The organism is Streptomyces narbonensis (assembly GCF_014649015.1).
Taxonomy (GTDB): domain Bacteria; phylum Actinomycetota; class Actinomycetes; order Streptomycetales; family Streptomycetaceae; genus Streptomyces; species Streptomyces narbonensis.
Genome location: NZ_BMSF01000029.1, coordinates 1 through 26341, shown reverse-complemented (window position 1 = coordinate 26341; position 26341 = coordinate 1). Strand labels below are relative to the sequence as shown.

Sequence of the window (26341 nt, the reverse complement as noted above, 5' to 3'; positions counted from 1 at the left end):
CGCCCGTCCGCCGTTGAGGTGAGCGTGCCCGACCGCGCCGCCCTGGCCGCGGCGGACCACAGCGAGCGCAGCAGCATGCTCGACACCTACGTACGCCAGGAGCTCGGCCGGATCCTGGGGATTCCGCCGCAGAGCGTGGACACCACCGGCCGGCCCATGAGCAGCCTGGGCATCGGCTCGATCGCCGGACTCGAACTGCAGCACCGGATGGAGGCCGCCCTCCAGGTCGAACTGAACCTGCAGATGCTGCTGCTGGCCAACAGCGCCGCCGAGCTGGTCGACTGTCTGGCAGGCCAGCTCGGAGGGGCCCGTACCTCGCCCTGGAGCGACTCCGGGGTCATGGCATGACGGCGGCGCACCGAGCGCTGCCCGGCCGGGCCCCGCGTCACCCCCGCCTGGAGGAGCAGGAGTTCACGGTCTCCGAGGGCCGGCTCGACCTGTGGCTGGTGCGCCGCCCCGACGAGACCGACGGGGCGGCGCTCGACACCTCGGAGCTCGACGAGGCGGAGCTGCGCAGGGCCGCCTCGTTCATCCGCCCGGCGGACGGGCTGTTGTACGCCACCGCGCACGTCGCCCTGCGCAGGCTGCTCGGCCGCTACACCGGCACCCCGCCCCAGGACGTCCGTTTCTTCCGTGAGCCCTGCCCGGGGTGCGGGGGAGCGCACGGCCGGCCGGCGGTCGCACCGACGCGGGCCCGGCCGCCCCTGCACTTCTCCCTGTCACACAGCAGCGGAGTCGCGCTGGTGGGCGTGGCGGCCGCCCCGGTCGGGGTGGACGTGGAGAGACTGCCGCGCCCGGAGAGCGTGGAGATCTGCGGCGAGGCCCTGCACCCGGACGAGCAGGGCGAGTTGGCGCAGGCCACGGCGGAGGAGCTGCAGGCTCTCTTCGGCCGGATCTGGACCCGTAAGGAGGCCTTCCTCAAAGGGATCGGCACCGGACTGAGCCGGTCCCCCGCCGAGGACTACCTCGGCGCCGACGAGCGGCGTCACCCGGCCGGATGGACCGTGCTCGACATCCCCTGCACCGCCACGCACTCCGCCGCGGCAGCGGTCCGGGGGGCGGCACCCCGCTCGGTCAACGTCCGCTGGCTGAACGGGGACTGGCTCCGCACCCTCGACACCGTCGGCGGAGCGGAGCCATCCGAGCCGGCCGTACCGGCCCTCGCCTGCTGAGCGCACCGGCGCCCGGCGCCCGACCGATGACAAGGACGTGACTGGATGAACCGCACCGCATTCGTCTTCCCCGGGCAGGGCTCACAGCGCGTGGGCATGGGCAGGCACCTGCTCGCCCAGCGGCCCGATCTGGTGGAGACCTACTACCGCACCGCCGACGACGTGCTCGGCATACCCCTGTCGAGGCTGAGCCGGCACGGTCCCGCCCGCGACCTCGACGACCCGGCGGTCTCGCAGCCGGCCATCCTGCTCACCAGCCTGGTCACCCTGGAGGTGCTGCGCGGGCAGGGTGTCGAGCCCGACGCGGTCGCGGGGCACAGCCTCGGCGAGTACGCGGCGCTGGTCGCCGCGGGCGTCCTGGAGTGGACGGACGCGCTGCGTCTGGTACGGCTGCGCGGCGAGCTCGTCGCGACGGTCGACGACCGGGTGCGGGGCGCCACGGCCGCGGTGCTCGGCCTCGACAGTCCCACGGTGTCCCGCCTGTGCGCCGAGGTCTCCGAGGCCACCGGCCGCACGGTCGAGATCAGCGGTGACAACGGCCCCGGCCAGACCGTGGTCTCGGGCGAGGCCGAGGCCGTGACCCGGCTGACGCGAGCGGCGCACGAGGCCGGCGCCACCCGGGTCGCGGAGCTGCGGGCCGGCGGCCCCTTCCACTCCAGCCTGCTGCGCGGCATCGAGGCGGAGTTCACCGAGGCGCTGATCACCACCGAGTTCCGGGACCCCGAGATCCCGCTGGTCTCCAGCGTCACCGGAACCAGGGTGACCACCGCCGCCGAGGCGATCGTCGCCCTGGCCGGCCAGCTGACCCGCCCGGTGCGCTGGACCGAGGCGGTCGAGGAGCTCGGCGCGGCGGGAGTGGACCGGTTCGTCGAGACCGGGCCGGGCCTGGTGCTCGGCGGCCTGGTCCGGCGCATCGCACCGCACGCCCGCGTCCACGCCACGAACAGCGCGCGTCAACTCGCCCTGACCACCGGTGCTTTCACCGCCACGGACAGCACCGTCTGACCATCGACCCACGGAGAGTGTGGACCCGCATGTCCCCAGTAGACGAGACGATCCACGGCCGCATCACCGAGCTGGCCGACATCAAGGAGACGGCGCGCAGCGGCCCCGACCCGGCCGCCACCGAGCGCCAGCACGCCAAGGGCAAGCTGACCGCCCACGAGCGGATCGGGCTGCTCCTGGACAAGGGCTCCTTCAACGAGGTGGAGCCGCTGCGCCGGCACCGGGCCAGCGGCTTCGGCCTGGAGAACAAGAAGCCGTACAGCGACGGAGTGATCACGGGCTGGGGCAGTGTCCACGGCCGTACGGTCTTCGTGTACGCCCACGACTTCCGGGTCTTCGGCGGCGCACTCGGCGAGGCGCACGCGCAGAAGATCCACAAGATCCAGGACCTGGCCGAATCGGCCGGCGCGCCGCTGGTCTCGCTCAACGACGGTGCGGGAGCCCGTATCCAGGAGGGCGTCACCGCGCTCGCCGGCTACGGCGGCATCTTCCAGCGCAACACCAGGGCCTCGGGTGTCATCCCGCAGATCTCGGTGATGCTCGGCCCGTGCGCCGGCGGCGCGGCCTACAGCCCCGCGCTGACCGACTTCGTCTTCATGGTCCGCGAGACCTCGCAGATGTTCATCACCGGCCCGGACGTCGTCAAGGCGGTCACCGGCGAGGAGATCAGCCAGAACGGCCTCGGCGGCGCCGACGTGCACTCGGCCGTCTCCGGCGTCTCGCACTTCGCGTACGACGACGAGGAGAGCTGCATCGAGGACGTGCGCTACCTGCTCTCGCTGCTGCCCGCCAACAACCGCGAGCTCTCGCCCGTCGAGCGCTCGGGCGACCTGGCCGACCGGCTCAACGAGTCGCTGCTCGACCTGGTCCCGGCCGAGCCGGGGCAGGCGTACGACATCCGCAAGGTCATCGAGGAGGTCGTCGACGACGGCGAGTACTTCGAGGTGCATCCGGCCTGGGCGACCAACATCGTCTGCGCGCTGACCCGGCTCGACGGCCATGTCGTCGGCATCGTCGCCAACCAGCCCGCCTCCATGGCCGGCGTCCTCGACATCGAGGCCTCCGAGAAGGGCGCGCGCTTCGTGCAGTTCTGCGACGCCTTCAACATCCCGCTGGTCACCCTGGTCGACGTGCCCGGCTTCCTGCCCGGCGTGGACCAGGAGCACAACGGCATCATCCGGCGCGGCGCCAAGCTCCTGTACGCGTACTGCAACGCCACCGTGCCGCGGGTCTCGCTGGTGCTGCGCAAGGCCTACGGCGGCGCCTACATCGTCATGGACTCCCGCTCCATCGGCGCCGACCTGGCCCTGGCCTGGCCGACGAACGAGATCGCGGTGATGGGCGCCGAAGGCGCGGCCAACGTCGTCTTCCGCCGGGAGATCAACGCGGCCGAGGATCCCGAGGCCGTACGCCGGCAGCGCATCGCGGAGTACAAGGACGAGCTCATGCACCCCTACTACGCGGCCGAGCGCGGACTGATCGACGACGTCATCGACCCGCGCGAGACCCGCTCGGTGCTGATCCGGTCGCTCGCCATGCTGCGGGCCAAGCACGCGGACCTGCCCTCGCGCAAGCACGGCAACCCGCCGCAGTGACCCGAAAGAACCCTGTCAGCCCGCGTCATTCCTTGGTCAATTCCCTTGCCCGGGCCGCAATTGCCGCAGAAGCTCGATCGTGTCTGCCCCTCGCAGAATTCCCGTCTCTCTTCCAGGTCTTAAGGATGTCATGACTGCAGGACAAAGTGGTGAGCGTTCCTATGAGCAGCGGTGTGCGCAGGCGGTGAATGCGCTGCATTCGATCTCGTATTTCACCCCCGATCTCGGAGTGGAACTCGAGCGCTTCGGCGTCACCGACCCCCTGAGCGTCTACATGGCGTGCCGCTCGGCACCGCTCGGCGCGGTCGACGCCCCGGTCGTGACCGCCGTCTTCCACGGCTTCGCCCCGGCGTTCGTCGCGGAGCGCGTGCCCGCGGTCTGGGAGTCCGTGACGCCGAAGCAGGCGATCCTCGCCCGCCAGAAGGCCATCGGCACGGCGCTCGAGCGGCTGCTCGGCTCCGAGGCCGTCCGGTCGGAGCAGATGGCGGAAGCGGCGAAGCTGGCCACGGCCGCGGCGTGGGGGGCCTCCTTCCCCGGACGCCCGCTGTACGCGGCCAATGCCGCCCTCGAACAGCCCGACGAGCCGCACGTCGCACTGTGGCACGCCGCGACCATGCTCCGGGAGCACCGGGGCGACGGGCACGCCCTCGTGCTCGGCAACCTCGAACTGATCGGGGTCGAGGCGCTCGTCCTCGACTGCGCCAGTGAGCTGGGCATGCCGAAGGAGGTCGTGATGCCCCAGCGGGGCTGGTCCGAGCAGGACTGGTCGGCCGCGCAGGAGCGGCTCGTCGACCGCGGGCTGATCGACGGTGCGGGGACCCTGACCGCCCGCGGGGTCGCGCTGCGGGAGGAGATGGAGCGCGAGACCTGCCGGCTGGACCGGGCGCCGTACACGGCCCTGAGCGACGCCGACGTCGAGAAGCTGGCCCTCTACGTCCGCGAACTGGTCAGCACGGCGGCCGGATCCGGGGCCTTCATGCCGCAGCTGCGGGAGTTCTTCGCCCCGGCCGCCGAGGCCTGGAACCGACTCTGACACACGGGGCCGCGCGCCGTCCCTCCGGGCGGCCGGCCCCGCCGAGTGCGAACCGAAGACCCGACCACACCAGGAGAGACGACGATCATGCCCAGTGCCACCGCCCCGCTCGCCACCGACCCGGACATCACCCGCCCCGACTCCCACGCGGTCTACATCGGCTACTGGTTCGTGGAGGGCGCGGACCAGGGACGCGCGGTGCTCGACGAGATCATGGACGCCTGGGACAGCACGCCCCGGCCCGACGGCATCCTGTCGGTCGCCGGCTACCTCAGCACGGGGAACGACGTCGTCCTGACCTACGCGCAGTGCACGGACGACTCCGTCTACCGGCCCTTCACGCGCGGCCTGAACCTGCCCGCCGGCCCGGCGAGCACGGACCCGATCGAGTACCGCCTGCACCGCGACGTGCTCATCGACCCGACGGAGCCGGCTCCCGGCGCCATGGTCGCCGCCAGCTTCGACGTGGACGGTTCGGAGCGGCAGCGGAGCATCGTGGAGGCGATCGTCGCCAACGTGGAGGGTGCGTCGGCGGAGGAGCAGGCGGGGCTGATCGCCGCGCACTTCCACCTCAGCCTCGACGGCAGCCGCGTGCTCAACTTCGCGGAGTGGACGGACGACGAGGCGCACATCGAATTCCTCGGCGGCGAACTGAGCCGCAGGTCGCTGGAGATCGCCAACGAGATGCCGGGAGTCCGTCCCCTCGGCTTCCGGCGCTACCACCTCTACCGGAGCCTCGCCGTCTGACCGCACCCCGGACCGGCCGGCAGGGCCGGCCGAGCAGGCGTTCGCGGCCCCGACGTCAGGTGTCGGACAGGAGCCGTCAGTTCTACGGCAATTCGATTGCTTCTCCCGGACGGTCCGAAGAGGCTGGTCACCAGAGTCCGACACCCAGGCCGTCCGGCCGGTGAGGACGAGCTGTTCTCCGGCCGTGGACGAGGCCCGAGCCCCTGGAGAACCGGCGCCCGCACCGAGCGCGAGTACGGCCCCGTCACCGACGACCGCAGCGCCGGAAGCCGCGCCCCGCAGGTCCTCGGCACCACCACCCCCTGAACGCGCATCCCCACCCCTCACTCCCCACCCCTCACTCCCCACCCCTCACCCCCCACCCCTCACCCCCCACCCCTCACTCCCCACCCCTCACCCCCCCACCCCTCACGCCTCGATCCCCCCCACGCCTTCCCCCACCGCGGCGGACAGCCCGGCCTTCTCCGTACGCCCATGACGTGTGCAGACACGACAAGGAGACCCGTATGACTTCCCTCCCTTCCGCTCTCGCTCTTGCTCCCGCTCCCGCCGACCTGGAGGAGAGACTGCGCGCCCTGGAGGACCGGAACGAACTGGTCGGCCTGGTCGACCGGTTTGTCCACGGACTCGACGAATCGGACCCCCTGGACGAGGACTGGTACCGCGCGCTCCTCACCGAGGACGTCCGGCTGAACCTCCCCAACGGCAGCCACCGGGGCATCGACGGCCTGCCCGGGTTCATGAGCGCCCCCAAGGCGATGTGGGCGGGCACCCAGCACTACGCCACCAACTGCGTCGTCGACTGCGCGGTCGACGCGAACGGCGACGTCGCCTCGATGCGGGCCAACGTCCACGCGGTGCACGTCCCGCACGACGGATCCGCCCCGCTCTTCACCGGCGGCGCCCACTACGACGTACGGGCCGAGCGGACCCCGCAGGGCTGGCGCATGGCGGAGCTGAACGTGACCGTGCGGTGGACCGAGGGAGGGCGCGGGTGACCCCCGGCCCTCGCGATCTCACTTGTCCGCCCAGCGAAGAGAAATGTCGAGCATGTCCCCGAAACAGGGGCGAGAGGAAGTTTCTGCGATGAAAGCCCTGGTGTTGTCGGGCGGGTCCGGGACCCGTCTGCGGCCTTTCAGCTACTCCATGCCGAAGCAGCTCATACCCATTGCGAACAAGCCGGTTCTCCAGCACGTCCTCGAGAACATCTCCGATCTCGGCGTCACCGAGATCGGCATCATCGTGGGCGACCGGCTGCCGCAGATCAGCGCCGTCCTCGGAGACGGCTCGGAACTGGGCGTGAAGATCACTTACATCCCGCAGGAGAAGCCCCTGGGTCTCGCCCACTGCGTGAGCCTGGCCCGTCCCTTCCTCGGCAACGACGACTTCGTGATGTACCTCGGCGACAACATGCTCACCGGGGGAGTCCAGCGCATCGCCGAGGAGTTCGCCGCCGGCCGACCCGCCGCGCAGATCGTCGTCCAGAAGGTCGCCGACCCCTGCGCCTTCGGAGTCGCCGAACTCGACGCCGAGGGCCGGGTGGAGCGGCTGGTCGAGAAGCCCAAGGAGCCGCGCAGCGACCTCGCGCTGGCCGGCGTCTACTTCTTCACCCCCGCCATCCACGCGGCGGTCGACGCCATCGAGCCCAGCGCACGCGGCGAGCTGGAGATCACCGACGCCATCCAGTGGCTGGTGACCGAGGGGGCCGACGTCCGGGCCAGCGAGTACGACGGCTACTGGAAGGACACCGGCCGCGTCGAGGACGTCCTGGAGTGCAACCGCACCCTGCTGGACGACCTCAAGCCGCACGCGGCCGGCCAGGTCGACGAGAACAGCACCCTGGTCGGACCGGTCGTCGTCGAGGAGGGCGCCCGGGTGGTGCGCTCGCGCATCGTGGGCCCGGCCGTCATCGCCACGGGCACGGTCATCACCGACAGCTACATCGGCCCGTACACCTCCATCGGCAAGGACTGCGTGCTCAGCGACACGCACATCGAGCAGTCCATCGTCCTGGACGGCGCGACCGTCTCCGAGGTGCGCGGCCTGCACCACTCCCTCATCGGACGCTCCGCCGCCGTGGTGCCCGCCGAGAACGACACCGTCCACCACCGGCTGGTCGTCGGCGACCACACCCGAGTCGAGGTAGCGGCATGAAGAAGATCCTCATCACCGGCGGTGCGGGCTTCATCGGCTCGCACTACGTCCGGACCCTCCTGGCCGACGGGTACGAGGACTGGGCGGGCTGCCACGTCACGGTCCTCGACAAGCTGACCTACGCGGGCAACCGCGACAACCTCCCGGCCTCGCACCCCCGCATGACCTTCGTCCAGGGCGACATCTGCGACACCGAGCTGCTGCGCGAGGTGCTGCCCGGCCACGACGCGGTGGTCCACTTCGCCGCCGAGTCACACGTGGACCGCTCCCTCGAATCCGCCGAGGAGTTCGTCCGGACGAACGTGACGGGCACGCAGCGGCTCCTCGACGCGGTCCTGGCCGCCAAGATCCCCCGCGTCGTGCACGTCTCCACCGACGAGGTGTACGGCTCCATCGACGAGGGCTCCTGGACGGAGGAGTGGCCGCTCGAGCCCAACTCCCCCTACTCCGCGTCGAAGGCCTCCTCCGACCTGCTGGCCCGCTCCTACTGGCGCACCCACGGGCTGAACCTCTCGATCACCCGCTGCTCCAACAACTACGGTCCCTACCAGCACCCGGAGAAGCTCATCCCGCTGTTCGTCACCAACCTCATCGAGGGCGAGCAGGTCCCGCTGTACGGCGACGGCGGGAACATCCGCGAGTGGCTGCACGTCGACGACCACTGCCGGGCCATCGACCTGGTGCTCAACCGGGGCCGGGCGGGCGAGATCTACAACGTCGGCGGCGGCAACGAGCAGACCAACCTGGCCATCACCGAGCGGCTCCTGGAGCTGACCGGGAACGACTGGTCCAAGGTCCGCCGCGTCGCCGACCGCAAGGCGCACGACCTGCGCTACTCGCTCGACGAGACGAAGATCGGCGAGGAGCTCGGGTACGCCCCGCGCATCCCCTTCGAGGAGGGCCTCGCCTCCACCGTCGCCTGGTACGGCGACAACCCGAACTGGTGGAAGGGCACCAAGCACGGCACGGACGCGGCCGCCGCGCCCGGGACGGCCGGGTGAACACCGGCGCCCCCACGGTGCTCGTGCTGGGCGGCACGGGATTCCTGGGCCGCCACATCACGGCCGGCTTCGCCGCCAGGGGCGCCCGGGCCGTCCCGTCCGCCCGCCACGGCGCCCACCGGGTCGACCTCACCGCGGCCGACCCGGCCCCGCTGGCCGCGCTGCTGCGCGAGGTCCGCCCCGACGTCGTCGTCAACGCGTCCGGCCGGGCCTGGGCGGCCGGCGCGCAGGCGATGGCCGCGGCCAACTCCGACGCCGTCGCCACCCTGGCCGCAGCCCTCACCGGACTTCCCGTCCCACCCCGCCTGATCCACCTGGGCAGCGTCCACGAGTACGGCCCCGGCACCGTCGGCGCCGGAACCCGCGAGGACCACGAGCCCGCTCCCGTCACCGACTACGGGCGCTCCAAGCTCGGCGGCACCCGGGCGGTGCTCGACGCCGTACGGACCGAGGGGCTGGACGCGATCGTGCTGCGCCTCGCCAACGTCTGCGGACCCGGCACCCATCGCGGCAGCCTGCTCGGTGCGGTGGGGGCCCGGCTGGCCGAGGCCGCCGTCGCGGCCGGGCCGGCGGCGGACCCGGTGGAGCTGCGGCTCGCACCGCTGCGCGCGCACCGCGACTTCGTCGACGTGCGGGACGTGGTGGACGCCGTTCTCGCCGCGGCCGGGGCGCCGCGCCAGGACCACCCGGTCATCAACATCGGCAGCGGGGCGGCCCGGCCGATGCGCCTGATCATCGACCGGCTGGTCGCGCTGAGCGGACTGCCGGTGCGGATCGTCGAGGACGCGGGCGACCCGCTCCGCACGGACGCCGAGTGGCAGCAGCTCGACATCTCCCGGGCCCGCAGGGTCCTGAACTGGTCGCCCGCCCGCGACCTGGACACCTCGCTGAGCGACCTGCTCGGCGCCGCACGCACAGAGCTCACCACGCAGACAGCCATGGAGAGGAAGACATGAGCGTCCACAAGGACATCGCCCTGGACGAGGTCCGCAAGTTCCACCAGGACACCCTGCCCGACGGCAAGTTCGTGCCCGGCACCACGGAGATCTGGCCCGCCGGTGCGGTCCTCGACGAGAGCGACCGCACGGCCCTGGTCGAGGCCGCCCTGGAGATGCGGATCGCCGCCGGACCGAGCTCGCGCAAGTTCGAGTCGCGGTTCGCCCGCAAGATGGGGCGCCGCAAGGCGCACCTGACCAACTCCGGCTCCTCCGCCAACCTCCTCGCCATGACGGCGTTCACCTCGCACCTGCTCGAGGACCGCCGGCTGAGGCCGGGCGACGAGGTGATCACGGTCGCGGCGGGCTTCCCCACCACGGTCAACCCGATCATCCAGAACGGGCTCATCCCGGTCTTCGTCGACGTGGAGCTCGGCACCTACAACACCACCGCCGCCCGGGTCGCCGCGGCGATCGGCCCCCGCACCCGCGCGATCATGATCGCGCATGCTCTGGGCAACCCCTTCGAGGTCGCCGAGATCGCCCAACTCGCCGAAGAGCACGACCTGTTCCTGGTCGAGGACAACTGCGACGCGGTCGGTTCGACCTATGACGGACAGCTGACCGGCACCTTCGGCGACCTCGCGACCGTCAGCTTCTATCCGGCCCACCACCTGACCATGGGGGAGGGCGGCTGCGTACTGACGTCGAACCTGGCCCTCGCCCGGATCGTGGAGTCGCTGCGCGACTGGGGCCGGGACTGCTGGTGCGAGCCGGGCGAGACCAACAAGTGCCTCAAGCGGTTCAAATACCAGATGGGCACGCTGCCCGAGGGCTACGACCACAAGTACATCTTCTCGCACGTCGGTTACAACCTGAAGGCGACCGACATCCAGGCCGCCCTCGGGCTGACCCAGCTCGAGAAGCTGGACACCTTCGTCGACGCCCGCCGCCGCAACTGGCGCCGGCTGCGGGACGGCCTGGAGGGCGTCCCGCACCTGGTCCTGCCCCGTGCCACCGAGCGCAGCGACCCGAGCTGGTTCGGGTTCGCGCTCACCGTGGACCCCGAGGCGCCCTTCAAGCGGGCGGAGCTGGTGGACTTCCTGGAGGACCGGAAGATCGGCACCCGCCGCCTGTTCGCCGGCAACCTGACCCGCCACCCGGCCTACATCGACCAGCCGCACCGCATCGTCGGCGACCTCGCCAACAGCGACATCATCACCGAGCAGACCTTCTGGGTCGGCGTCTACCCGGCACTGACCGAGGAGATGATCGACTACATCGCCTCCTCCGTACGGGAGTTCGTGGCGGCTCGCGGATGACCGCGCAGACCCCTTCCGAGGCGCCGGCAGAAAGACGTGCGCCGGCAGGAAGACGTGCGCCGACCGGAAGACGTGCGCCGGACGGACGACGTGCGCCGACCGGACGACGAGTGCCGGACGGACGACGAGTGCCGGACGGAAGACGTACGCCGGACGGAAGACGAGTCGGGGCCGGGCGGCGAGCGGCGGACGCGGTGTCCCCACCCGCTACCCGTGCCGGCCCGCCCCCGGCCTGACCACGTCGCCGACGCGTCACCGGCGCCCGGACGACCACCGAAGAGCCCCACCACCATTTCCCAGGAGTGCGCGATGCGCGTCATGTTCACGATCCTCCCGGCGACGGCCCACCTCTACCCCGTCGTGCCGCTGGCCTGGGCGCTCAAGAGCGCCGGGCACGATGTCTGCGTGGTCAGCCAGCCGGACCTGGTCGGCCCGATCACGGTGGCCGGACTCACCGCGGTGGGTCTGGGCGAGCCGCTCGACCACACGCCGAAGGCGGAGGGGGAGGACGAGAGCGAGGGCGAGCAGCCGGACCCGTGGGAGACCGTCGTCCCCTCGGAGTCCGAGGCACACCTCTGGGACTTCTTCCACCGCCGGATACTCCCCGCCCTCCCCTTCTACTACCCGGCCGAGCCGGGCCCGGGCGGCGTCACCTTCACGGACGAACTGGTCGCCTTCGCCCGCCGCTGGCAGCCCGACCTGGTGCTCTGGGACCCCGCGTGCATCCCCTCGCCGATCGCCGCGCGGGCCGCCGGTGCGGCGCACGCCCGCCTGCTGTGGGGCCTGGACTACTTCGCCTGGTCGCGGACGCTGTTCGCCCCCGGTGAGGACCCGCTGACCAGTGTGGTCCGCCCCCTCGCCCAGCGACACGGATACGAGGTGGACGAGGAGATGCTCCTCGGCCGGTGGACGGTGGACCCCGTGCCGCCCCGGCTGGCGCTGCCGCTGGGCCTGCCGACCGTGCCGGTGCGCATGGTCCCGTACAACGGCGGTTCGGAGATACCGCAGTGGCTCCTCGAAGAGCCGGAGCGGGCGCGGGTGTGCGTCTCGCTCGGGGTCACCACCCGGGAGCGCTCCAAGGAGGGGCACATCCCCCTCGGCGAACTCCTCGAAGGGCTCGCGGAGCTGGACGCCGAGCTGGTCGTCACGGCCAACGCGCAGCAGCTCGCCTCCCTGGGCACCCTCCCCAAGAACGTCCGGGCAGTCGACTACGTGCCGCTGACCCTGCTGCTGCCGACCTGCGCGGCGATCCTGCACCACGGCGGCGGCGGCACCTTCACGGCCGCCGCGACCCACCGGGTTCCCCAGCTCATCGCCCCCGGCGTGCGCGGAGACTTCCTCGACACCGCGAGGTACGTCGAGGAGCGCGGGGCCGGACTCGTCGTCGACACGCCCAACTTCACCGTGGACGCGGTCCGGGACCAGCTCGCCCGGATCCTCACCGAGCCCGGCTTCCGCGAGGGCGCCGCCGTGCTCCACCAGGACCTCCTCGACCAGCCGGGCCCGGCCGACATCGTGGCCGAACTGGAGCGGCGCACCTTCCCGTCGCGACGTGACGAAGGCGACGGAAACTCCGTCTGACGCCTGACGCCACGGCATGATCGAACCAGCCCGACCCCTCACTCCCCACCGTCGTCCCACGAAGCAGGAGACCCCCATGCCGGCACAACCGCAGCCCGTACGCATCGAGATGGTCCTCGACGTCATCTGCGCCGCGTCCTACATCGGATACACCAGGCTGGCCAAGGCGGTCGCCCGGCACCGCGCGTCCGGCGGCGAGGTCGAGTTCGCCTTCAGGCCCTTCCAGCTGGCACCGGAGGCAACCGGTGAGGGCGAGCCGCTGCTCGACGCACTGCGCGAGGTGTTCGGCGAGGAAGCCGCCGCGCACACCACCCAGGTCGCCGCGGACGCGGTGCACGACGGCCTGGAGCTGAACTACGACCGGGCCATCGCCACCAGCACCTTCGGCGCGCACCACCTCATCGCCGTGGCGAGCGGGCAGGGCAAGGGCGAGGAGGCCGTCGAGCGGCTCTTCCGCGCGCACTTCACCGACGGGCTGAACATCGGCGACCCGGCCGTCCTCGCCTCCCTGGCCGAGGAACTCGGCGTCACCGTCCGGGAGCCGGCCGGCGAAGCGCTCCAGGCGGAACTCGACCGGGTGCGTCGGCTCGGCGTGCGGGGCGTTCCGGTGTTCGCGTTCAGCGCCGGCCCCATCCTCACCGGCGCGCAGAGCGAGGACGTCTTCCGGCAGATCCTCGTCAAATCGAGCAACGCACCCGTCAACTGACGTGAAAACTCCGGTAATTGGCTTGCATCATTACTTCGCCGAGTAGAGCGTAGCGGGCACGTGTGCGCCGCTTCCCCCCTGGCAGACGCCGTGCGGCGCCATCTGAGGATTACCTCGACAGGGATGTGGAACGGCAGTGCACATAGCAGAGTTGGAAATACCCGGGGTGTTCGTCGTCACCCCGGAACTCCGTAAGGACGACCGCGGATCCTTCTTCGAAGGAATGCGGGCGGACGAGTTCGAAAAGGTCATGGGGCGGAGTTTCGTACCGCGCCAGATCAACTACTCGGTGTCGCAGGAGAACACCCTGCGCGGCATCCACAGCGTGACCAGCCCCCCGGGCCAGGCGAAGTTCGTCACCTGCGTCCGGGGGGCACTGCGTGACTTCGTGGTCGACCTGCGGCCCGGCTCGCCCACCTTCGGGCAGTCCGCGAGCAACATCCTGGACCCCGAGTCCGGCCTGTCGGTCTTCGTCCCGGAAGGCGTCGGCCACGGCTTCCTCGCCCTCGCCGACGACTCGTGCATCTCCTACGTCCTGTCCAGTGTGTACGTGCCCGGCACCCAGATCGACATCAACCCGCTCGACCCCGACCTGGCCCTGCCCTGGGGCTGGACCCGGCCGCCCCTGATGTCGCAGAAGGACGCGAACGCCATGTCGCTGCGGGAGGCCGAGGAGGCAGGGCTGCTCCTGCCGTACCAGGCCCCGGACGCCAGGCCCACCTGATCAACCGTCATATCCCTTCATCCCCACCTCAGGAGTACGCCATGTCGGCTACGTTCGTCACGACCGCAGTCGGCCAGACTGCCCTGCAAGCCCGCGAGGACGCCGCGATCGCCGACCGGATAGCCCGGTCCGCGGCCAGCACGGCCGGCGCGCAGCTGAGCACCGAGGCCTTCCCGGACTGGCTCGAGGAGCGCCGCAGGGCGCACCGGTTCCGGGTCGACCGGATCCCCTTCGACGCCCTCGAAGGCTGGTCGTTCGAAGAGGGCACCGGGAACCTGGTGCACCGCAGCGGCCGGTTCTTCTCCGTGGAGGGACTGCACGTCACCCACGAGGGGGGCGTCTTCCCCCAGTGGCACCAGCCGATCATCAAGCAGCCCGAGATCGGCATCCTGGGCATCCTGGTCAAGGAGTTCGACGGGGTCCTGCACTTCCTCATGCAGGCCAAGATGGAGCCGGGCAACCGGAACCTGCTCCAGCTCTCGCCGACCGTGCAGGCCACCCGCAGCAACTACACCAAGGTCCACGAGGGCGCGGACGTCAAGTACATCGAGTACTTCGTCAGGCCCGGCAAGGGCCGCGTCCTGGCCGACGTGCTCCAGTCCGAGCACGGCTCGTGGTTCCTGCACAAGAGCAACCGCAACATGATCGTCGAGGCCGTCGGCGACGTCCCGCTCCACGACGACTTCTGCTGGCTGACCCTCGGGCAGATCGGCGAGCTCCTGCACCGGGACAACGTGGTCAACATGGACTCCCGTACGGTCCTGGCCTGCGCCCCCTTCCCGGACGCGGCCACCGGCGCACTGCACTCCGACACGGAGCTGCTGTCGTGGATCACCGCCGAGCGCTCCCGGCACGACGTGAGCACCCGCCGTGTGCCGCTGGACGGGCTCCCCGGCTGGCAGCGGAGCGAGGATGCCATCGACCGCGAGGACGGCCGGTACTTCCGCGTCGTCGCGGTGTCCGTCCAGGCGGGCAGCCGCGAGGTCTCCGGCTGGACCCAGCCGCTGTTCGAGCCGTACGGCCTCGGCGTCGCCGCCTTCCTGACCCGGTGGATCGACGGGGCGCTCCACGTCCTGGTGCACGCCCGGGTCGAGGGCGGCTTCCTCGACACCATCGAGCTCGGCCCCACCGTCCAGTACACCCCCGACAACTACTCCCACCTGGACGGCGACGGCCGCCCCCGCTACCTCGACGAAGTCCTGGCGGCCGGGCCCGACCGGATCCGCTACGAGGCGCTGCACTCGGAGGAGGGCGGCAGGTTCCTCAACGCGGAGAGCCGCTACCTGCTGGTCGAGGCGGACGAGGAGACCGCTCCGATCGACCCGCCCGCCGGGTACCGCTGGGTCACGCCCGGCCAGCTGACCTCGCTGGTCAGGCACGGCCACTACGTCAACGTCCAGGCCCGCACCCTGCTCGCCTGCCTCCACGCCACCGGGGCCGGTGCCTGATGGACGGCCTGCGGATCGGCGTCCTCGGCTGCGCGGACATCGCACGCCGCCGCATGCTGCCGGCGATGGCGGCGACGCCCGGCGTGCGGGTCGCCGCCGTCGCGGGCCGTGACGCCGACCGGGCGCGCGAGCTCGCCGGACGGTTCGACGCCCGCCCGGTGCACGGCTACGCCGCCCTGCTGGCCCGGGACGACATCGACGCGGTGTACGTCCCGCTGCCCGCGGCCCTGCACGCCGAGTGGGTCGAGGCGGCGCTGCGCGCCGGTAAGCACGTCCTCGCGGAGAAGCCGCTCACGACCGACCTCGGCGCCACGGAGCGGCTGTTCGACCTGGCGACGGAGTCGGGCCTGTTCCTGATGGAGAACGTCATGTTCGTCCATCACTCCCAGCACGCGGCCGTCGAGAAGCTCGTGGCCGACGGCGCCGTCGGTGAACTCCGCGGCTTCCAGGCCTCGTTCGCCGTACCCCGACTGCCCGACGACGACATCCGCTACCGCCCCGAACTCGGCGGCGGCGCCCTGTGGGACACCGGGGTGTACCCGCTGCGGGCCGCCCTGCACTTCCTGGGCGAGCGGCTCGACGTCGTCGGCGCCGCCCTCACACACGGCCCCGCCGACAGGGTGGACACCTCGGGTGCGGTGCTGCTGCGCACCCCGGAGGGGACCGGCGTCCAGCTCTCCTTCGGCCTCGACCACGGATACCGGTCGATGTACGAGCTGTGGGGGAGCGAGGGAAGGGTGACCGTCGAGAGGGCGTTCACCCCGCCCGCCGACCACCGCCCCCGGGTCCGTGTCGAGCGGCGCGGCGGCACCGAGGAACTGGTGCTGCCCGCCGACGACCAGGTGGCGGGCACCGTGGCCGCGTTCGCCCGGGCCGTGCGCTCCGGCGACGCCCCCGATCCGATGGTGCTCACCCAGGCCCGGCTGCTCCAGGCCGTCCGGGCAAGGGCGGCGGAGTGACTGCTGCCCCCGGGTGACCGCGGCCCCCGGGTGATCCCCCCCTCGTACGACCCGACGCAGCGCCGTCCGCCCTTCCGCAGGGCGGGCGGCGTCTTTCCGTCCGGGGCCGGTCCGACGGCCCGCCCGGCCCGCCCGCCCGCCCGCCCGCCCGGCCGGCCCGCCCGGCCGGTCCGACGGCCCGCCCCTCACGGATCCGAAACAGGAGTCGTCCGGAAAGGACACAGAACTTGACCACCCAGACCCCCACTTCCGCCCTCGACGCCGAGCACCTCTTCCGCGTGGAGAGAGGCGTGCCCACCGACGAGGAGATGGCCGCGCTCGCCGTGGTCCTCCTCATGCGCATGTCCGGCACGCAGGACGCCACCGAGGAGCAGGGCCCCGCGCCCGCCCACTGGCGCAGCCCCGACCGCGCTCACGGCCATCGCGCACCCCGCAGCTGGCGCTCCGGAGTGCGCCGCCCCGAGCCGGGCGCCGGTGATCCCGGATGACGACACTCGAGAAAGCCCCGACGATGCCCTCCCACACCGGCCCGGCCACACGGCCGTACACCGTGACACCCCTGCGCACGCTCGTCCGCCGCCGCATCGCGTGGAGCCTCGGCCGCCGCCCGGGGCCGCCGGGCAGGGCCGACTGCCGGCCCCCCGGTCACCCCTCCCCGGGACCTTCCGATCCGTCCGTGCGCGAGGAGTGCTGATCACATGGCCCAGCCACCCCATTCCGGTGCCCCGGAGATCCGCGAGATCACCCTCGACGCCGACGGCGTCCCGATCTCCGCGCTGCTCGCCGAACCGGCCACGCAGCCGCCTCGCGCGGTGGTGGTCGCCATCCACGGCGGCGGCATGCGGGCCGGCTACTTCGACAGCCGCTCCCGCCCCGGCCTCTCGCTCCTGGCCCTGGGGGCCGAACTCGGCTACACCGTGCTGGCCGTCGACCGCCCCGGCTACGGCCTGTCCCTCGCGCGACTGCCCGACGGGCAGGGCGTCATCGACCAGGCGGTCACCCTGCACGCCGCGCTGGCCGACTTCGCCGCCACCCATGACACCGGGGCGGGGTTCTTCCTCGTCGCCCACTCCAACGGCGGCAAGCTCGCGTTGGCCGCCGCCGCGGACGAACGCGGTGGCGACCTGATCGGCCTGGACATCTCCGGACTCGGCAACCGCCTCGCCGTGGCCCCGCACCAGCTGCCCGGCAACGGCCGGCACGGAGACTGGCGACGGCACTGGGGAGCCCTGCGGCTCTATCCGCCGGACGCCTTCCGGCTCGGCCGCGCGCTGATCTGCCCCGTTCCGGCCGCCGAAGCGCAGCAGGGCCCGCTGTGGCCGGAGCTGTATCCCGGCATCGCGGCGCTGGTACGGGTGCCGGTGCGCTTCACCTTCGCCGAGCAGGAGCAGTGGTGGCTGTTCGACGAGGAGGCCATCGCCGCCCTGCGGCGCCCCCTGTCGGGCGCGAAGACGACGGTGGACCTCCAGCCGGACGCCGGCCACAACATCAGCCTCGGCTGGGCGGCCCGCACCTACCACCTCAGGGCGCTCGGGTTCCTGGAGGAGTGCCTGCTGGCGAAGGACGCGGCACCACCCGGGAACCGGCCGCGGAGCAGACAGGCACGACCCGACAGCGGAGGAGCGGACACCCGGCATGCAGACGCCCATCGAGCACACACGTACGCGTGAGAACCGCCCGGCGGGCCGCGCCGGCCGGAGCGAGGACTCGGGAAGGCCGGCCGTCGAGCTCGTGTCCGGGCGGCCCGTCCTCCTGGCCGGCGAGGAGGCGGACTTCCCCGACCGCCACATCTTCCGTGGCATCGACTGACCCGAGACAGCAGGAGGATCCCTTTGACCACCTACTTCGACGCCGTCAACGAAGCGCTGGAACGCCTCGACGACCTGGGCTACGAGCGCGGGGAACGCGGCGAACTGGTCAACCACGGCCCGATGGCGGCCGAAACGCTCGCCGTCCTGGGCCACGGCGACCGGATCGGCATCTGGGTCGAGGTCTACCGGGCCAAACCGCATCACGACAGGCCCGCCCCCTCCTTCCCCCTCGACGCGTCCGAAGAAGCCTCCTGGCGCGCCGCGTTGGGAGACTTCAGCCGGGCCGGCGACTGGGAACGGCTCTTCGTCCAGGAGCTCGCCGAAGCCCCCTGGCGCGAGGTGCTCGTCCGCTGGTGGCCACGGCTCGTCTCCGGCCTCCTCGCGGGCATCACGCACGGCGCGATCCGCACGGCGCACGCCGTGCGCAGCCTGGCCGGCACCCGGGACCCGAGCCGGGCGCAGCTCACCGAGTTCGCGCGCGGGCTCGCCTACTGGGCGGCCCGCCACCGCGGCCTCCCGGGGCAGGCGGACTTCCACGGAACCATCAGCCTGGCGCAGGCCGTCGCGGAGCTCCCCCGCGAGCGGCTGGAGGACTTCCTGCACCCGCCGAAGGCGCGAGTGGCCTCCCGGGAGAGGCTCGGCCGGATCGGCGAACTCCCCGGGTACACCGAGGCGTTGCGGGCCGTCGCCTTGCGGGACCCGCAGTTCCTCCTGAGCGAGATGACGGCCGAATTCGCCGGCCTCTATCTCGTCCACACCGAGATCTATCCCATTCCCCTGCTCCACGGTGTGACACTTCCGGCCGCGGTCCGGATCGTCCTGCCCCATCTGCCGGTGGAAATGCATCTGCCGACGGTGGCATTCGTCTGGCAGCTCCACGTGGCACTCCTTCTCTCTTTCACCGGAAATCGGCGCGGCGAGGAAAAGGCTTTCGAAACCGCACTGAAAACCGAGGTCCCGCCTTTTGTCGAACTCGTCGCCCGGTCGGTGGAGCACCAGGACGAGCACGTCATCAAATTCACCGAGGCGTGCCTGCGTGAGAACGGCCTGCGCCCCGACCCGCGTTACGCCGCCGCGGCCCAGGCGGCTCAGCAGCGCATTCCCGTCCCCGGACTCGGCCTCATCCCGTGACCCCCCAGGGCCGGCCGGCACCCCTGGACGGCCGCCACCTGACATGGATCGGACGTTCCTCTGACATGGAACACAAAGATCTGTAGAACACCACCCGGATATGAACTGCATTCCCTTGACGCCGGATTCCGGGTCGAAGAAGCTAACTAGTGGTTTCGGTTGAGCTGGGAGAATCTGGATTCCAGAGATCGCGCGCGCCTGGCACCACACTCCACGCCGATCCAATGAGCGGAATCCGGCGATTGTCCCCTCGGACCAAAATCTCTCGGCCCCGGCCACGCAGGATGCTACAAGGATTGGAAGATTTCGCTATGCAGGAGAACCCCATCAAGCTCGCCGTGATCATCGGCAGCGTACGCGGCGGCCGATTCGGCCCGACAGTCGCCAACTGGTTTGTCGAGCAGGCGAAGAAGAGCGGCGAATTCACCGTCGACCTCATCGACCTCGTCGACTTCCCGCTCCCCATGGAGATGCCGGCCTTCGGCGAGGAGCCCGACGCCGCGACGAAGGCGGTGTCCGACCGGCTCTCCGCCCGCCTCCACGACGCCGACGCCTTCGCGGTCGTCACCCCCGAGTACAACCACACGGTCGGCCCGTCGCTGAAGAACGCCATCGACTGGTACTTCGAGGAGTGGAGCCTGAAGCCCGTCGGCCTGGTCTCCTACGGCGGCATGGGCGGTGGCCTGCGCGCCGCCGAGCACCTGCGCCAGATCTTCGCCGAGGTCCACGCCACGACCGTGCGCGACATGCTCAGCTTCCACAACGCCTGGGGCGACTTCCAGAAGGACGGTCAGCCCGTCAGCCCCGCGGGCAGCGAGGAAGCGGCCGCGAACCTGCTGAAGCAGGTCGCCTGGTGGGCCGACGCGCTGCGCGAGGCCCGCAGCAAGGGCACGTACAAGCTGCGCTGAGGCCAGGCCCGCTCCGTACGACGTTCCGGGCACCGGTCACCCCGCTGGTGCCCGGCGCTGTTTCCCGTATGCCGTGCCCAAGTCCTTGCGATACCCGGGAGTACCCCGCCATGAAAGCACCGACGAGCACCGGCCGCAGCGGCGTGCTCCCCATCCTCATGCTCGCCTCGACCCTCTCCGTCATGGCGGGGGCCGTCATCTCCCCCGTCCTGGAGATCATCCGGGGCGACCTCGAACTCAGCGCCACGGCCGCCGGCCTGATCCTCACCACCCACGGCCTCTCCATCGCCGTGGCCAGCCCGGTCGTCGGCTGGATGATCGACCGCTGGGGCGTCCGCACCCCGCTCGTCTGGGGACTGCTGGTGTACGGGATCGCCGGCGGCGCCGGGGCGTTCACCAGCTCCTACGCGGCCCTCATCGCCACCCGCGTCGCCTTCGGCGTCGGTGCCGCGGCGGTGTTCGCCGGCACCACCGTCGCTCTCCTGTCGCTGTACACGGGGGAGCAGCGCGACCGCGTCATGGGCTGGCGCTCCACGGCCATCAGCCTCGGCGGCGTCATCTGGCCGCTGCTGGCCGGCGCCATCGGCGGCTTCTCGTGGCACGCCCCCTTCGCGATCTACTTCGTCGGCATCCCGCTGGGCCTGGCCGCGCTGGTGCTGCTGCCGGCCGCCCAGGGCACCGGCGACAGGGCGGGCGCGCCCAAGGAGCGCATCCTTCCGGTGCTCGGCCGGCGCCCCGCACTGCTCGGCTACTACGCACTGTTCGCCGTCGGTTCCGTACTGCTCTACGGCCTGGCCGTGTTCCTTCCCATCCGGCTCGGGGAGATCGGCGTGGAGCAGCCGTTCCTCGTCGCCGCCATCGGCGCCACCGTGTCGGTCGCCATGAGCGCCGTCGGCTTCGCGTACGCCAAACTCCGGGCCTCGATGGGCTACGCCCCCCTGCTGCGGCTGACCGCCGCCTCCTGGGTCCTCGCCTTCGCCTCGCTCGGACTGACCGGCAACGTCCCGATGGTCGTCGTGGGCTCCGGCCTGTTCGGCCTGGGCATGGGCATTCTGATGCCGGCCGTCACCGTACTGATCGGCGACACCGCGCCGCCCTCCCTGCGCGGCCAGGCCATGGCCCTGTCCGGTACCGCCTCCTTCGCCGGGCAGTTCGCCTCCCCGTTCGTCCTCGGCCCGCTGATCGACAGGACCTCCGTGCAGACGGGATACCTGGCGGCGGGCGGCGCGGCCACGCTGCTGCTCCTGATCCTGCTGGCCGTCCGGATCGACGATCCGGCCCTGGCGCGGGAGGGCGAGGCCGAGCAGGCCCCCCGTGAACCCGTTACTTCCGAGGAGAAGTCATGAAGGTCCTGTTCATCCCCGGCGGCAGCGCGGCCACGGTCTTCGGACTGGTCCCGCTCGCCCACGCGCTGCGCGGCGCCGGCCACGAGGTGATCATGGCCTCGAACGAGGAGATGATGCCGGTCGTCACCGGCACCGGCATCCCCGGCACCGCCGTGAGCTCGCGCGACATCTGGCACTACGTCACCACGGACCGCGAGGGGAACCGCAAGGAGGAGACGCCTCTCGACCTGGAGGGGCAGGCCCTCTCCACCGGCCGCTGGTTCGCGCAGATGGGTGCCGACTGGCTCCCCGCCCTCCTCGACATGGCCAAGGGCTGGACACCCGACCTGGTCGTCGGCGGATCCATGTCGTACGTGGCCCCGCTGGTCGCCGCCCACCTGGACATTCCCTACGTGCGCCAGGCCTGGGACATCGACGACTCCAACATCCAGGACCGCGGCGCCGAACTCGAACTCCGCCCGGAGCTTGACGCCCTGGGCCTCGACCGGCTCCCCGAGCCGGACCTGCGCATCGAGCTCTGCCCGCCCAGCCTCACCCCGCCCGAGGTCGCCCCTGCCGAGCTCATGCGCTGGCTCCCCGGCAACGTGCAGAGCGCGCTGGAGCCCTGGATGTTCACCAAGGGCGAGCGGCGCCGGGTCTGCGTCACCTCTGGCAGCCGCGCCAGCAAGGAGCGCGAGCACACCTTCGAGTTCCTGCAGGCCGTCGCGCGGAACATCGCACCGCTGGGCGTCGAGATCGTCATGCCGGCGCCGGAGAAGCTCGCCGTCGAGCTGCGCAAGGTGATCCCCGGCGTCCGTGCCGGCTGGATACCGCTCGACGTCCTCGCGCCGACCTGCGACCTGATCGTCCAGCACTCCGGCGGAGCCACCACCCTGACCGCCCTGAACGCCGGCGTCGCACAGCTCATCATCCCCGAGGCCGTGGTCTTCGAGGCGCCGGCCCGGCGCATCGCCGACCACGGCGCCGCCCTCACGCTGCAGCCGGCCGAGGCCACGCCGGAGCGGGTGGCCTCGGCCGTCGCCGAACTGCTCGCAGACCCCTCCTACACCGAGCGCGCGCAGGAACTGGCCCAGCAGATCGCCGCCCTGCCGCTGCCGTCCGACATGGTCGGGCGACTGGAGAAGCTCGCCGCCCGGAACCAGGGCTGACCGTCTGCCCCCGAGCGGACCGCCCCGACCCACTCATCCAGGAGACAGACGTGATCAATCTCTTCCAGCCGCAAGTGGGCGAGGAGGAACTCGCCGCCGTGGCCGAGATCTTCGAGAGCAGGTGGCTGGGGCACGGCCCGCGCACCAAGGCGTTCGAAGCCGAGTTCGCCGGACACCTCGGCGTCGAGGCGGACCGGCTGGTCTTCCTCAACTCCGGCACGGCCGGGCTGTTCCTCGCCATGGAACTGCTGAACCTGTCCGAGGGCGACGAGGTCGTGCTGCCGTCGACGAGCTTCCTCGCCGCGGCCAACGCCATCGTCGCGCACGGCGGGCGTCCGGTCTTCTGCGATGTGGCCGCGGAGACCCTCAACCCCTCCTGGCAGGACATCGAGGCGGCCGTGACGCCGCGCACCAAGGCCGTGGTCGTCCTGCACTACGGCGGCTACCCCGGCCACATCGTGGAGATCGCGGAGCGCTGCCGCGCCCTCGGCATCCAGCTGATCGAGGACTCCGCCTGCTCCCCGGCGTCCCGCGTGGACGGCAAGGCGGTCGGCACCTTCGGCGACCTGGCCATGTGGAGCTTCGACGCCGCGAAGGTCATGATCACCGGAGACGGCGGCATGCTCTACGTCCGCGACGCCGAACAGGCCGCGCGGGCCAGGCGACTGGCCTACCACGGCCTGATGCAGGCGACCGGTCTCGCCTACGCCAAGGTCTCGCACCGATGGTGGGAGCTGGAGGTGCCCGAGATCGGGCGCCGGGTCATCGGCAACGACCTCACCGCCGCCATCGGCCAGGTACAGCTCCGCCGACTCGGCGAGTTCATCGCCCGCCGGCGCGAGATCGTGGACCTGTACAACACCGAGCTGGCCGACATCGAGGGGCTCCGGCTCCCCCCGGAACTGCCGGCCGGACACGAGTCCTCGTACTACTTCTACTGGGTGCGGATGAGCGCGGCCATCCGCGACCAGGTCGCCTCCGACCTGCTCGCGGCCGACATCTACACCACCTTCCGGTACGCCCCGCTGCACAAGGTGCCCACCTACGGCTCCGACGCCGTGCTCCCGGGCAGCGACCAGGCCGCCGGGGAGACGCTCTGCCTGCCGATCCATCCCGGGCTTTCGGACGCCGACGTCCTGACGGTGGCCGCCACCCTGCGCAAGGCGGTCGAGGCGCACAGCAAGGAAACGGTCCCGGGCGACCACGCCTGAGGCCCGTACGACCGTGCGAGCGGTGCCTGCCCGGCACCCTCGCGGGATCTCCTCCATGACGACACCAGGGGCACACTCGGCAGACCGGGTGTGCCCCTGATCTCGTTCGTCCGGACGCCGCGACGGCACCGGTACGGCTCCGGGTCCGCACCGGTACGGCTCCGGGTCCGCACCGGTACGGCTCCGGGTCCACACGGGTCCGGCTCCTGTCCGCACCGGTCCGCACCGGACTTGACCGCCTTCTGACGCCCGCCGGACCCACTTGGAGCACACCGCAAGAACCTCACCGAAGGCTGATCCGGGACGTATTGAACCGGCGCCCGGGACCGAACAGGGTAGAAGCCGTCGCCTCTGCCCCAGGCGACTCCGGGAAGCATCACGGTGAGGAGAACGGTGAACGTGAAGGAAGTCCGCAGGTTGGACCGGGTGATCATCCGGTTCGCTGGTGACTCCGGTGACGGTATGCAGCTCACGGGCGACCGCTTCACGTCGGAGACGGCCTCGTTCGGCAACGACCTCTCGACGCTGCCCGATTTCCCCGCCGAGATCCGGGCACCGGCCGGCACCCTTCCGGGGGTGTCGTCCTTCCAGCTGCACTTCGCCGACCACGACATCCTCACGCCGGGCGACGCCCCGAACGTGCTCGTGGCGATGAACCCGGCGGCCCTGAAGGCGAACATCGGGGATGTGCCGCGGGGCGCGGAGATCATCGTGAACACGGACGAGTTCACCCCGCGGGCGATGCAGAAGGTCGGCTACGCGACCTCGCCGCTGGAGGACGGCTCGCTCGACGCGTACCACGTGCATCCCGTGCCGCTGAACACGCTGACCGTGGAGGCACTGAAGGACTTCGCGCTGTCGCGCAAGGACGCGGGACGCTCGAAGAACATGTTCGCCCTGGGGCTGCTGTCCTGGATGTACCACCGGCCGACCGAGGGCACCGAGAAGTTCCTGCGGACCAAGTTCGCCAGGAAGCCGGACATCGCCGAGGCGAACGTGGCCGCGTTCCGGGCGGGCTGGAACTTCGGTGAGACGACCGAGGACTTCGCGGTCTCCTATGAGGTGGCGCCGGCGACGAAGGCGTTCCCGCCGGGCACGTACCGCAACGTCTCCGGGAACCTGGCCCTCTCGTACGGTCTGATCGCCGCCGGCCGCCAGGCGGACCTGCCGCTGTATCTCGGCTCGTACCCGATCACGCCGGCCTCGGACATCCTCCACGAGCTCTCCAGGCACAAGAACTTCGGCGTGCGCACCTTCCAGGCCGAGGACGAGATCGCGGCCATCGGCGCCGCGCTCGGCGCGGCCTTCGGCGGCTCGCTCGCGGTGACCACGACCTCCGGGCCCGGCGTGGCGCTCAAGTCGGAGACCATCGGCCTGGCCGTCTCCCTGGAGCTGCCGCTGCTGATCGTGGCGATCCAGCGCGGGGGGCCCTCGACCGGGCTCCCGACCAAGACCGAGCAGGCCGACCTCCTCCAGGCCATGTACGGCCGCAACGGGGAGGCGCCGGTGCCGGTCGTGGCGCCCAGGACGCCGGCCGACTGCTTCGACGCGGCGATCGAGGCCGCACGCATCGCGGTCACCTACCGCACCCCGGTCTTCCTGCTCTCGGACGGCTACCTCGCCAACGGCTCCGAGCCGTGGCGGATCCCCGAGGCCGACGAACTTCCGGACCTGCGCGTGCAGTTCGCCCAGGGCCCCAACCACACCCTGGACGACGGCACCGAGGTCTTCTGGCCGTACAAGCGCAACCCCGAGACCCTGGCCCGCCCCTGGGCCGTGCCCGGCACCCCCGGCCTCGAACACCGCATCGGCGGTATCGAGAAGCAGGACGGCACCGGCAACATCTCGTACGACCCCGCGAACCACGACTTCATGGTCCGCACCCGGCAGGCCAAGATCGACGGCATCCGCGTACCCGACCTCGACGTGGACGACCCGACCCGGAGCGCACGACCCGACACGAGCGGCGACGGCTCCGGGGACGGGGCCCGGCTCCTGGTGCTCGGCTGGGGTTCGACCTACGGACCGATCACCGCGGCGGTGCGCCGGGTCAGGGCCGCCGGCGGCGTCGTCGCCCAGGCGCATCTGAGCCACCTCAACCCCTTCCCCCGCAACCTCGGCGAGGTACTCGCCCGCTACGAGCGCGTCCTGATCCCGGAGATGAACCTGGGCCAGCTCGCCACCCTCATCCGAGCCGAGTACCTGATCGACGCCGAGTCCTTCACCCAGGTCAACGGCATGCCCTTCAAGGCCGAGCAGCTCGCGGTCCGCATCCAGGAGGCCAACGATGCCCGCTGAGGCCCTTTCCCTCGTCCCCCGCTCCGAAGTCGCCCTCGCGGCAAAGGACTTCAAGTCCGACCAGGAGGTGCGGTGGTGCCCCGGCTGCGGTGATTACGCGGTCCTC

Annotated in this window: 25 protein-coding genes and 1 pseudogene; all 26 read left to right on the top strand. The window is 71.4% G+C overall.

What is annotated here, in order from left to right; genetic code table 11:
* Nucleotides 1-24: 24 nt before the first annotated feature.
* On the top strand, nt 25-348 hold the full coding sequence (locus IE124_RS32745; RefSeq protein ID WP_189513439.1) for an acyl carrier protein: 324 nt from the start codon (nt 25-27) through the stop codon (nt 346-348).
* On the top strand, nt 345-1172 hold the full coding sequence (locus tag IE124_RS35465; RefSeq protein WP_189513437.1) for a 4'-phosphopantetheinyl transferase family protein: 828 nt from the start codon (nt 345-347) through the stop codon (nt 1170-1172). The genes IE124_RS32745 and IE124_RS35465 overlap by 4 nt, the downstream gene beginning before the upstream one ends.
* A 45-nt stretch (nt 1173-1217) precedes the next feature.
* Entirely contained in the window at nt 1218-2177 is a 960-nt protein-coding gene (gene fabD, locus IE124_RS32735; protein ID WP_189513435.1) for an ACP S-malonyltransferase, read from the top strand.
* Nucleotides 2178-2206: 29 nt separating this feature from the next.
* Nucleotides 2207-3772 carry an acyl-CoA carboxylase subunit beta gene (locus tag IE124_RS32730; RefSeq protein WP_189513433.1) on the top strand — a complete coding sequence of 522 codons (1566 nt, stop codon included), beginning with the start codon at nt 2207-2209 and terminating at the stop codon, nt 3770-3772.
* 130 nt (nt 3773-3902) lie between these two features.
* Nucleotides 3903-4805, top strand: a complete 903-nt coding sequence (locus tag IE124_RS32725; protein WP_381861285.1) for an SCO6745 family protein — start codon at nt 3903-3905, stop codon at nt 4803-4805.
* An 87-nt stretch (nt 4806-4892) separates the two neighbouring features.
* On the top strand, nt 4893-5552 hold the full coding sequence (locus IE124_RS32720) for an antibiotic biosynthesis monooxygenase (protein ID WP_189513429.1): 660 nt from the start codon (nt 4893-4895) through the stop codon (nt 5550-5552).
* A gap of 506 nt (nt 5553-6058) precedes the next feature.
* Nucleotides 6059-6550: a nuclear transport factor 2 family protein gene (locus tag IE124_RS32715; protein ID WP_189513427.1), complete on the top strand. Its 492-nt coding sequence runs from the start codon at nt 6059-6061 to the stop codon at nt 6548-6550.
* An 88-nt stretch (nt 6551-6638) separates the two neighbouring features.
* Nucleotides 6639-7706: a glucose-1-phosphate thymidylyltransferase gene (locus IE124_RS32710; protein ID WP_189513425.1), complete on the top strand. Its 1068-nt coding sequence runs from the start codon at nt 6639-6641 to the stop codon at nt 7704-7706.
* The gene (rfbB, locus tag IE124_RS32705) at nt 7703-8707 is read left to right on the top strand and encodes a dTDP-glucose 4,6-dehydratase (protein ID WP_189513423.1); all 1005 of its coding nucleotides are present in this window, start codon (nt 7703-7705) and stop codon (nt 8705-8707) included. Before IE124_RS32710 ends, rfbB begins: the two co-directional genes overlap by 4 nt.
* Nucleotides 8704-9663 (top strand): NAD-dependent epimerase/dehydratase family protein, encoded by a 960-nt coding sequence (locus IE124_RS32700; protein ID WP_189513421.1) that lies wholly within the window; start codon nt 8704-8706, stop codon nt 9661-9663. Before rfbB ends, IE124_RS32700 begins: the two co-directional genes overlap by 4 nt.
* Entirely contained in the window at nt 9660-10964 is a 1305-nt protein-coding gene (rfbH, locus tag IE124_RS32695) for a lipopolysaccharide biosynthesis protein RfbH (protein WP_189513419.1), read from the top strand. Before IE124_RS32700 ends, rfbH begins: the two co-directional genes overlap by 4 nt.
* A gap of 309 nt (nt 10965-11273) precedes the next feature.
* The gene (locus IE124_RS32690; RefSeq protein ID WP_189513417.1) at nt 11274-12545 is read left to right on the top strand and encodes a nucleotide disphospho-sugar-binding domain-containing protein; all 1272 of its coding nucleotides are present in this window, start codon (nt 11274-11276) and stop codon (nt 12543-12545) included.
* 76 nt (nt 12546-12621) lie between these two features.
* Nucleotides 12622-13251: a DsbA family oxidoreductase gene (locus IE124_RS32685; RefSeq protein WP_189513415.1), complete on the top strand. Its 630-nt coding sequence runs from the start codon at nt 12622-12624 to the stop codon at nt 13249-13251.
* Between the two features lie 136 nt (nt 13252-13387).
* Nucleotides 13388-13975: a dTDP-4-dehydrorhamnose 3,5-epimerase family protein gene (locus IE124_RS32680; protein ID WP_189513413.1), complete on the top strand. Its 588-nt coding sequence runs from the start codon at nt 13388-13390 to the stop codon at nt 13973-13975.
* A gap of 41 nt (nt 13976-14016) precedes the next feature.
* Nucleotides 14017-15423 (top strand): NDP-hexose 2,3-dehydratase family protein, encoded by a 1407-nt coding sequence (locus IE124_RS32675; RefSeq protein WP_189513411.1) that lies wholly within the window; start codon nt 14017-14019, stop codon nt 15421-15423.
* Nucleotides 15423-16382: a Gfo/Idh/MocA family protein gene (locus IE124_RS32670; RefSeq protein WP_189513409.1), complete on the top strand. Its 960-nt coding sequence runs from the start codon at nt 15423-15425 to the stop codon at nt 16380-16382. The genes IE124_RS32675 and IE124_RS32670 overlap by 1 nt, the downstream gene beginning before the upstream one ends.
* Nucleotides 16383-16609: 227 nt before the next feature.
* Nucleotides 16610-16870, top strand: a complete 261-nt coding sequence (locus tag IE124_RS32665; RefSeq protein WP_229833117.1) for an acyl-CoA carboxylase subunit epsilon — start codon at nt 16610-16612, stop codon at nt 16868-16870.
* 210 nt (nt 16871-17080) lie between these two features.
* Entirely contained in the window at nt 17081-18052 is a 972-nt protein-coding gene (locus IE124_RS32660; RefSeq protein WP_189513407.1) for an alpha/beta hydrolase, read from the top strand.
* Entirely contained in the window at nt 18018-18191 is a 174-nt protein-coding gene (locus tag IE124_RS32655; RefSeq protein ID WP_189513405.1) for a hypothetical protein, read from the top strand. The genes IE124_RS32660 and IE124_RS32655 overlap by 35 nt, the downstream gene beginning before the upstream one ends.
* Nucleotides 18192-18214: 23 nt before the next feature.
* The gene (locus IE124_RS32650) at nt 18215-19324 is read left to right on the top strand and encodes a questin oxidase family protein (RefSeq protein WP_229833116.1); all 1110 of its coding nucleotides are present in this window, start codon (nt 18215-18217) and stop codon (nt 19322-19324) included.
* 311 nt (nt 19325-19635) lie between these two features.
* Nucleotides 19636-20232, top strand: coding sequence for an NADPH-dependent FMN reductase (locus IE124_RS32645; protein WP_189513403.1), 597 nt, complete (start codon nt 19636-19638; stop codon nt 20230-20232).
* A gap of 110 nt (nt 20233-20342) precedes the next feature.
* A complete protein-coding gene (locus IE124_RS32640) occupies nt 20343-21578 on the top strand; it encodes an MFS transporter (RefSeq protein WP_189513401.1) in 1236 nt (411 codons plus the stop codon).
* The gene (locus IE124_RS32635) at nt 21575-22726 is read left to right on the top strand and encodes a glycosyltransferase (RefSeq protein WP_189513399.1); all 1152 of its coding nucleotides are present in this window, start codon (nt 21575-21577) and stop codon (nt 22724-22726) included. The genes IE124_RS32640 and IE124_RS32635 overlap by 4 nt, the downstream gene beginning before the upstream one ends.
* Nucleotides 22727-22776: 50 nt before the next feature.
* Complete coding sequence (locus IE124_RS32630) at nt 22777-23937, top strand: DegT/DnrJ/EryC1/StrS family aminotransferase (protein WP_189513397.1); 1161 nt, start codon at nt 22777-22779, stop codon at nt 23935-23937.
* Nucleotides 23938-24330: 393 nt separating this feature from the next.
* Nucleotides 24331-26235: a 2-oxoacid:acceptor oxidoreductase subunit alpha gene (locus IE124_RS32625; RefSeq protein ID WP_229833114.1), complete on the top strand. Its 1905-nt coding sequence runs from the start codon at nt 24331-24333 to the stop codon at nt 26233-26235.
* Nucleotides 26228-26341: pseudogene (locus IE124_RS35155) on the top strand (2-oxoacid:ferredoxin oxidoreductase subunit beta); the annotation flags it as partial. The gene IE124_RS32625 and the pseudogene IE124_RS35155, both read left to right, overlap by 8 nt.

Bases quoted from the DNA above. Each gene is read 5' to 3' on its own strand.
- IE124_RS35465 (WP_189513437.1), top strand. From the start codon at position 345: ATGACGGCGGCGCACCGAGCGCTGCCCGGCCGGGCCCCGCGTCACCCC.
- fabD (WP_189513435.1), top strand. From the start codon at position 1,218: ATGAACCGCACCGCATTCGTCTTCCCCGGGCAGGGCTCACAGCGCGTG.
- IE124_RS32730 (WP_189513433.1), top strand. From the start codon at position 2,207: ATGTCCCCAGTAGACGAGACGATCCACGGCCGCATCACCGAGCTGGCC.
- IE124_RS32725 (WP_381861285.1), top strand. From the start codon at position 3,903: ATGACTGCAGGACAAAGTGGTGAGCGTTCCTATGAGCAGCGGTGTGCG.
- IE124_RS32720 (WP_189513429.1), top strand. From the start codon at position 4,893: ATGCCCAGTGCCACCGCCCCGCTCGCCACCGACCCGGACATCACCCGC.
- IE124_RS32715 (WP_189513427.1), top strand. From the start codon at position 6,059: ATGACTTCCCTCCCTTCCGCTCTCGCTCTTGCTCCCGCTCCCGCCGAC.
- IE124_RS32710 (WP_189513425.1), top strand. From the start codon at position 6,639: ATGAAAGCCCTGGTGTTGTCGGGCGGGTCCGGGACCCGTCTGCGGCCT.
- rfbB (WP_189513423.1), top strand. From the start codon at position 7,703: ATGAAGAAGATCCTCATCACCGGCGGTGCGGGCTTCATCGGCTCGCAC.
- rfbH (WP_189513419.1), top strand. From the start codon at position 9,660: ATGAGCGTCCACAAGGACATCGCCCTGGACGAGGTCCGCAAGTTCCAC.
- IE124_RS32690 (WP_189513417.1), top strand. From the start codon at position 11,274: ATGCGCGTCATGTTCACGATCCTCCCGGCGACGGCCCACCTCTACCCC.
- IE124_RS32685 (WP_189513415.1), top strand. From the start codon at position 12,622: ATGCCGGCACAACCGCAGCCCGTACGCATCGAGATGGTCCTCGACGTC.
- IE124_RS32675 (WP_189513411.1), top strand. From the start codon at position 14,017: ATGTCGGCTACGTTCGTCACGACCGCAGTCGGCCAGACTGCCCTGCAA.
- IE124_RS32670 (WP_189513409.1), top strand. From the start codon at position 15,423: ATGGACGGCCTGCGGATCGGCGTCCTCGGCTGCGCGGACATCGCACGC.
- IE124_RS32660 (WP_189513407.1), top strand. From the start codon at position 17,081: ATGGCCCAGCCACCCCATTCCGGTGCCCCGGAGATCCGCGAGATCACC.
- IE124_RS32655 (WP_189513405.1), top strand. From the start codon at position 18,018: ATGCAGACGCCCATCGAGCACACACGTACGCGTGAGAACCGCCCGGCG.
- IE124_RS32645 (WP_189513403.1), top strand. From the start codon at position 19,636: ATGCAGGAGAACCCCATCAAGCTCGCCGTGATCATCGGCAGCGTACGC.
- IE124_RS32640 (WP_189513401.1), top strand. From the start codon at position 20,343: ATGAAAGCACCGACGAGCACCGGCCGCAGCGGCGTGCTCCCCATCCTC.
- IE124_RS32635 (WP_189513399.1), top strand. From the start codon at position 21,575: ATGAAGGTCCTGTTCATCCCCGGCGGCAGCGCGGCCACGGTCTTCGGA.